Annotated in this window: 6 protein-coding genes and 1 pseudogene; all 7 read left to right on the plus strand. The window is 71.5% G+C overall.

From position 1 onward, the window contains the following. Positions 1 to 191: adenosylcobinamide-GDP ribazoletransferase (locus Q0741_RS21240; protein WP_298235185.1), on the plus strand; the 191-nt coding region annotated here is incomplete at its 5' end. After that, positions 184 to 891 carry a histidine phosphatase family protein gene (locus Q0741_RS21245; RefSeq protein WP_298235186.1) on the plus strand — a complete coding sequence of 236 codons (708 nt, stop codon included), beginning with the start codon at positions 184 to 186 and terminating at the stop codon, positions 889 to 891. The genes Q0741_RS21240 and Q0741_RS21245, both read left to right, overlap by 8 nt. 138 nt (positions 892 to 1029) lie before the next feature. Beyond that, on the plus strand, positions 1030 to 1395 hold the full coding sequence (locus Q0741_RS21250) for a DUF2946 family protein (RefSeq protein WP_298235187.1): 366 nt from the start codon (positions 1030 to 1032) through the stop codon (positions 1393 to 1395). A 169-nt stretch (positions 1396 to 1564) separates the two neighbouring features. After that, positions 1565 to 3790, plus strand: a complete 2226-nt coding sequence (locus Q0741_RS21255) for a TonB-dependent receptor (RefSeq protein WP_298235190.1) — start codon at positions 1565 to 1567, stop codon at positions 3788 to 3790. Between the two features lie 11 nt (positions 3791 to 3801). Beyond that, complete coding sequence (locus tag Q0741_RS21260; RefSeq protein WP_298235188.1) at positions 3802 to 4680, plus strand: copper chaperone PCu(A)C; 879 nt, start codon at positions 3802 to 3804, stop codon at positions 4678 to 4680. Positions 4681 to 5070: 390 nt separating this feature from the next. Then, positions 5071 to 6522, plus strand: a complete 1452-nt coding sequence (locus Q0741_RS21265) for a sigma-54 dependent transcriptional regulator (protein WP_298235189.1) — start codon at positions 5071 to 5073, stop codon at positions 6520 to 6522. Between the two features lie 539 nt (positions 6523 to 7061). Next, a pseudogene (locus tag Q0741_RS21270) lies at positions 7062 to 7465 on the plus strand (hypothetical protein); the annotation flags it as partial.

Below are 7465 nucleotides of genomic sequence, written 5' to 3' on the forward strand. Positions count from 1 at the left end.
CGGCCCGGGCGGCCCTGCCCTGGGCGCTGGCGGCGCTGGGGCTGGTGGTGCTGTGGATGGCGCGCTGGCTGCGCCGGCGCCTGGGCGGCTTCACCGGCGACACGCTGGGCGCGGCGCAGCAGTTCGGCGAGCTGGCGGCGCTGCTGGCTTGGCTGGCGGTGCTTCACACCGGCGGAGCCGCACATGGTTGAGGCGGCAACGGACGCCGGCACCGTGTGGGCCTGGCGCCACCCGCGCGCCGAGGGCGCGCAGGGCCGCTGCATCGGCCGCACGGACCTGCGCGTGGACCCGCGCCGGGCCAAGCGGCTGGCGCACCGCATTCGCCAGGCCGCGCGCCGCCACGGGCTGCCGCGCGTGGTGTGGACCTCCCCGCTGCGGCGCTGCGCGGACGTGGGCCGCTGGCTGCGGCGCTGGGGCTGGGAGCACCGCATCGACGCGGCGCTGATGGAGGCGGACTTCGGCGCCTGGGACGGCCTGGGCTGGGAACGCATCCCGCGCGAGGAGGTGGACGCGTGGTGCGCGGACTTCGCCGCCGCGCGCCCGGGCGGGGGCGAGTCGCTGCGGCAGGTGCTGGCGCGCGCGGCGGACTGGACACCGCCGGCCGGGGTGGCGGCGCTGCTGGTCACGCACGGCGGCTGGATGCTGGCGCGGCACTGGGTGGCGATGCACGCGCAACCGCCGCGGCTGCCGGGCGAGTGGCCGCGGGCGCCGGGGCACGGGTGCTTGTGGAGGCTGGAGGGGGCGCGCAAGGAGTGGAAGGCGGGAATCCAGGCGGCCCCACACCAGTTCGAAGCCAGGGTGCCGCGAACACAAGACCCCGGCCCCGGTGTTCAACCCGATCTGCTGGCGGTAGCTTGGGGGCCCCCTGGGCTCCCGCCTTCGCGGGAGTGACGAACCAGGAAGCGCACTGCCCGTACTTCGTCCTGCATAAGAATCCCAACCTCCTCGGACAACTGCGTGCGTGCAGCTAAAGCAGTGCCGGGCGCCCGCCCCAATTCCGCCGTCAATTGCCTTCCTAGAATTCCCTCCGTGACCCCTCCCGCCCGCCTTCGCTCTCCCCAGCGCCTTGCCGCGCTGCTGGCGCTGGTGCTGGCGCTGCTGGTGCAGGCCCTGTGGATGCCGCGCGTGGCGGTGGCGCAAGCCGCGGGCGTGGAGGTGTGCTCGGCGCAGGGCCATCGGCGCATCGCGCTGCCCGCCGAGGACGGGCAGCCCCCGCACCATCACGGCCTCGAATGCTGCTGCCCGGGCGCCTGGGCCGCGGCACCACCGCCCCACATCGCGGCCCTGCCGCTCATCACCCACCGCCACGTCCCGCAGGCCGCGCCGCAAGGCGCCGCACCCTCGCTGGACTGGACCGCGCCGCTGTCGCGCGGCCCGCCCGCCTTCCTGCACTGACATCCGCCGTTGCCGTCCGGCCCGCGCACCGCGCGCGCCGGCGGCTTGCATGTCCCCGCAGGAAGACCTCATGCCCCTCCTGAAACCTCCGTGCGCGCTCACGCTGCTGAGCGCCGCCCTGTCCTGCGCCGCCTGGGCGCAGGGCGAAGCCTCCGCCTTCCCGCCGGCGATGGATGCCCCCGCACCGGCAGCAACCACTGACGACGGCACGCCCGTCCGCCAGCTCGGCGTGGTCACCGTCACCGGCTCGCGCCCGACGTCGCTGCCCACGCAGATCCCCACCACCATGGAAGGCGTGACGCGCCAGGACATCGAGCGCAGCGTCAACGCCACCGACAGCGAGGACGCGCTCAAGTACTTCCCGAGCCTGCTCGTGCGCAAGCGCTACGTCGGCGACTACAACCACGCCATCCTCTCCAGCCGCGCCTCGGGCACCGGCAACAGCGCGCGCTCGGCGGTGTATGCCGACGGCATCCTGCTGTCCAACTTCCTGGGCAACGGCGTGGGCGGGCTCTCCTTCCCGCCGCGCTGGGGACTGGTCACGCCCGAGGAGATCGAGCGCGTGGACGTGATGTACGGGCCCTTCTCCGCCGCCTACCCGGGCAACTCGGCGGGCGCGGTGGTGGACTACGTCACGCGCATGCCCACCAGGTTCGAGGCCCACGCCAAGGTGGGCTACGTCGCGCAGCCCTTCGATCTCTACGACACCCACGCCACCTACCACGCCAAGCAGGCCAGCCTCAGCCTGGGCGACCGCGCCGGCGACTGGGCCTGGTGGCTCAACGTCAACCGCACCGACAGCGAAGGGCAGCCGCTGACCTTCGTCACCCGTCCCGCGGGCACCGCGCTGCCGGGCACGGGCGCGGTGCCGGGCCTCGACAGCGCCAATCAACCCTGGCTCATCCTGGGCGCCGGCACGCAGTACCACACGGTGCAGGACCATCTGAAGCTCAAGCTGGCCTACGACCTCGGCCCGACCGTGCGCGCGAGCTACGTCTTTGGTTGGTGGCGCAACGATGCTGACGGCAACACCGAGTCCTACCTGCGCGACGCCGGCGGGCTGCCGGCCTACACCAGCGACTTCGCGCTCACGCGCGAGAAGCTGCGGCACACCATGCACGGCCTGTCCCTCAAGAGCCGCACGCGCGGCGAATGGGACTGGGAAGTGGCCGCCAGCCGCTACGACTACGGCCGCGACGACAAGCGGCAGAACGCGGCCACCAACCCGCTGCCTGGCGCCTTCACCGGCGGCGCCGGCACGCTGGCCGACGGCAGCGGCACGGGCTGGCACACGCTCGCGCTCAAGCTCACCTGGCGCCCGCCGCGGGCCGAGGGCCGCCACGTCGTGGACTTCGGCCTCCAGCAGGAGCGCTACCAGCTGCGCTACCGCAGCTCCAGCATCGCAGGCAACTACCTCGCGGACGCGGCCGGCGCGCTGGTGAGCAACGTGCAGGGCGACACCCAACTGCGCAGCCTGTGGGCGCAGGACACCTGGCAGCTCTCCGACCGCTGGAAGACCGTGCTGGGCGGGCGCCTTGAGCGCTGGGACGCCGACAACGGGCTCACCGAGATCGCGGCCGTGTCGCCGCCGCTTGCGCCCCATGCGGCGCGGCATGAGACGGACTCCTCGCCCAAGGCCGCGCTGTCCTGGCAATGGCTGCCCCGCACGCTGCTGAAGGCCTCGCTGGGACGCGCGGTGCGCTACCCCACCGTCAACGAGCTCTACGGCGCCACCTCCACGACCAACTCGCAGTTCATCAACGACCCGAACCTGCGCCCCGAGAAGTCGTGGACGGCCGAGCTCAGCGCCGAGCAGGAACTGGGCGCGAATGCCTTGGCACGGCTGACCTTCTTCGCCGAGGACACGCGCGACGCGCTCTACACCCAGCGCACCCTCGTCGGCACCACCACCGTCAACCGCGTGCAGAACGTCGGCCGCGTCGCCACCCAGGGGCTGGAAGCCGCGTTCAACAGTACCGGCTGGCTGCTCAAGGGTCTGGACCTGTGGGCCAGCCTGACGTATGCGGACTCCACCATCAAGGAGAACGCCGGCTTCGTGAACGCGCCCGGCGACACGATCGGGAAGCAGCAGCCCAACATCCCGCGCTGGCGCGCCACGCTGCTGGCCTCCTACCGCTGGGACGAGCACTGGACCACCACGCTGGGCGCGCGCTACAGCGGCCGCCAGTACCGCACGCTCAACAACGCCGACGTCAACGGCCACAGCTACATGGGCGTGAGCAGCTTCGCCGTGGCGGACCTGCGCGTGCTCTACCGCTTCGACAAGCAGTGGAGCGCGGCCTTGGGCATCGACAACCTCAACAACGACCAGTACTGGAATTTCCACCCGTACCCGCAGCGCAGCTACTCGCTGGAGCTCAAGTTCGACCTGTGAAGGAGACCGCCATGCATCGTTTCAACCGCAAGCTCATCCTGATCGCCGCGCTGGCCCCGCTCTGCGCCGCCAGCGCCCGCGCCCACGTCACGCTGCCGCCGGGCGGCGCCACCGCGGGCAGCACGTACCCGGCCGCGTTCCGCGTCGGCCATGCCTGCAAGGACGCCGCCTCCACCACCGGCATCCGCGTGCGGCTGCCCGATGGTTTCACGCTCATCGACGCGCAGCCGCGGCCCGGGTGGACGCTCAACGCCAGCGCGCGCGAGGTGGCGTGGACGGCCGGCAGCGCCCAGGCCGCGCTGCCCAAGGACGAGCGGACCACCTTCAACCTGCGCGGGCGCCTGCCCGACAAGCCCGGCACGCTGTGGTTCAAGGTGCTGCAAAGCTGTGACCAGGGCAGCGCCGACTGGGCCGAGATTCCGGCCGGCGGTGGCGCGGTGGCCTTCCCCGCCGCGCGGCTGGACGTGCTGCCCGCGGGCGTGGCGCCGGTGGACGTGCGCGAGGCCTGGGCAAGGCCCACCGTGCCCGGACAGCGCAGCACCGGCGTGTACGGCCGCCTCACCGCGGGCGCCGGCATACGGCTGGTGGGCGGCTCCACACCGCTGGCCGAGAGCGTCGAGGTGCACCAGATGGCGATGGAGGGCAACGTGATGCGCATGCGCGCGCTGGAGCAGGGGTTGGAGTTGCCGCCGGGCCAGGGCGTGGAGCTGGCACCGGGCGGCTATCACCTGATGGTCACCGGCCTGCGCCAGCCCGTCGCGGCAGGCAGCACGCTGCCGCTGACGCTGCGCTTCATCGACGGCGAGGGACGCGAAAGCTCGCTGGCGCTGCAGGTGCCCGTACCGGCCAAGGCGCCGGAAGCGTCCGCGCATACGCAGCATCGACATTGAGCCTGGCTCACGGACCGGGGGCCGTCGCATTGGCGCGGCCGGTCCGCATGCTCGACCGCGCCGGTCGAGAGGCCCGGGATATTCACGGGTCCACCCAGGAGTGACCGTTTGTCGTCCTGCAGTCGCCCTGGTTGCGGGCACGACAAATGCTCCACGCGCACTTCCGCGTGTGCCGCCCATGACGGAACAGGCTCCAGTGGCCATCGTGCGGTGCTCGATGCCTTGCCAGGCATCGCGGCGCTTGCTTGGTTACTGGATGTGGCTTTGGTCTCACATCCCCCATCCCCGCGTTCGCTTTCACAGCGTCCACGCACTACCTTCGCCTCCCATCGTCAGGCAGTGCAGTGGTTGTACCTGGGCTGGCGCACCAGAAGAGGCAGTGGAGGAGACATGGACGACGCCGGCATATTGCTGCCCATGAGCATGGGCTCGGGCATGGAGGCCGCTCTGGCCCGCGCGCCGGCACCCCAGCCGCAGCGCAGCGAACGCAACCATCGAACGGACCCGGCCCCCCGGCCGCGGCGCCTCCTGTGCATCGGCGCCGAAGGCCCTGAAGCGTTGCGGGAGGAACTGGGCAAGGCGGGGTGGCAGGTCTTCGATGCGCCCGATTTCAGCACCGCACATCGCCTGCTGGACAGCATGAGCTTCCTCGTCGGGCTGCTCGTGCTGCGCAGCGACGATGCCGCCGCGTGGCGGCATGCCGGCGAGTTCCTGCTCGCCAACAGCCGCCTGGTGTGGGTGGCGCTGTTGCGCAAGGAAGCGCTGAAACAGCCGGCCTGCCTCGACGTCGTGCTTGGATGCGTCTTCGACCATCACCACCTGCCGGTGGACTTCCCGCGCCTGCTGGTCACGCTGGGCCATGCCTACGGCCAGGCGGCGCTGCGGCAGGGCATGCCGAGCCGGGACGTTCAACCCGGCGCCGGCGTGATCATCGGCAACAGTGCCGCCACCCGCCGGCTGCTGGCGCAGATCGCCCGCGTGGCCGATGTGGACGCACCCGTGCTGATCCAGGGCGAGAGCGGCACGGGCAAGGAGCTCGCGGCCCAGGCCATACATCGCGCTTCGCCGCGCGGCAGCGGCCCCTTCGTGGTGGTCAACTGCGGCGCGAGCCAGGGCCCGCTGCTGCGCTCGGAGCTGTTCGGCCATGTCCAGGGCGCCTTCCCCGGTGCCGGGCAGGACCATCGCGGCAACGTGGAGGCGGCCAACGGCGGCACCGTCTTCTTCGACGAGATCGGCGACCTGCCCGGCGAGCTGCAGGCGAGCCTGCTGCGCCTGCTGCAGGAAGGCCTCATCCACCGGATGGGCTCGACCCAGGGCACGCCCGTGGACGTGCGCGTGATCGCCGCCACGCACCTGAACCTGGAGCAGGCGGTGCGCGAGGGCCGCTTTCGCAAGGACCTCTACTACCGCCTGAGCGTGCTGCCCCTGCAGGCCCCGCCGCTGCGCGAGCGGCGGGAGGACATCACGCTGCTGGCGCAACATTTCTATGCGCTGTACGCGCATGAGCGCCGGGCGCGGCTGCAAGGCTTCAGCCGCGCCGCGCTGGCCTGCATGCAGGCCCATGCCTGGCCCGGCAACGTGCGCGAGCTCAACAACCGCGTGCGCCGTGCCGTGGTGATGGCCGAAGGACGGCTGATCCGGCCCGAGGACCTCGGCCTCGGCGCCACGCAGGCCGCCGACCCGAGCGAGGCGCTGGACACGGCTCGCACCTCGGCCGAGCGCAACGCCATCTGCATGAGCCTGCAGCGCGCGGGCCACAACGTGACGCAGGCGGCACGGGAGCTGGGCATCTCGCGCATGACGCTGTACCGCCTCATGGCCAAGCACGGCATCCGCGGCTGAGCTGAAGCCCGCGCCGGCCCAGCCGCCGGCATGCCCTCCCTGCACGATCACGGGCCGCCCAGCGGCCCGTGCCCGCGCTTGCGCGAGCGAAACGGTCGCGCCGGGCACGCCCTCATGCGGCCACCGCCCTCCTGCACCGATCACGACATATCCCGCAAACGAGTGTCACGCCTGCTCGCAAGTCGAGACGTTCCAGCCATTCCACGCGCGTCTGCGGTCACTTACATCGTTGCAGGTGTCACGCTGGTGTGACGCTACATGACTTCCCTCCAAACTCGATGCGCCCGCTACTTCAGCACTGAGATCCGCTGTCGGCGCTAGAACGGTCCGGCGTAAGGCGTTTCATTGCTGTGACAACCAGGATGCTCTCCGGCCTTTCAAGGCCCTGCTTCGGTGGCCGACGCACCCAGAAAAGTCAGAAGCGATAGTTACACCTTGAGCATTTGTCGAGCATGTATCGAATTGCCATCCTGCCGGCAGAGGCGGCGCGGCAATGGGGTCGGGCCGCTTCGGCTTGAGATCGTTCAAGGAGTGATCCGATGAGGAAAACAATTCTGGCTGCGGCCCTGGGTATGGTCTTTGGCACTTCCGCTTTCGCCGACGATCCCTCGACCACGACGGGCACGACCCGCGGGGGCTCCACGGTGACGCAGTCCGCCAGCTCGACGCGCAGCAACAGCGGCACGGCGACCGCGTCGGCCGTGGGCGCCGCATCGGCGCTCAACGGCGGCACGGCGACGTCGAACCTGAGCAACGCCTTCAACACCAGCAACGCGGTGGCCACCACCGCGCTCACCGGCACCGTCACGGGCCTGACGGTTTCGAACATCGGCAACTACGCCACCAACAACGGCTCGTCCACGGGCGGCGCGGGCGGCGCCGGCGGCGCGGGCACGGGCGGCTCGGCGCTGGGTGGCTTCGGCACGGGCGGCGCGGGTAGCGG

Origin of the sequence: uncultured Azohydromonas sp. (genome assembly GCF_937926365.1) — a bacterium.
In the GTDB taxonomy this organism is placed as follows: domain Bacteria; phylum Pseudomonadota; class Gammaproteobacteria; order Burkholderiales; family Burkholderiaceae_C; genus Azohydromonas.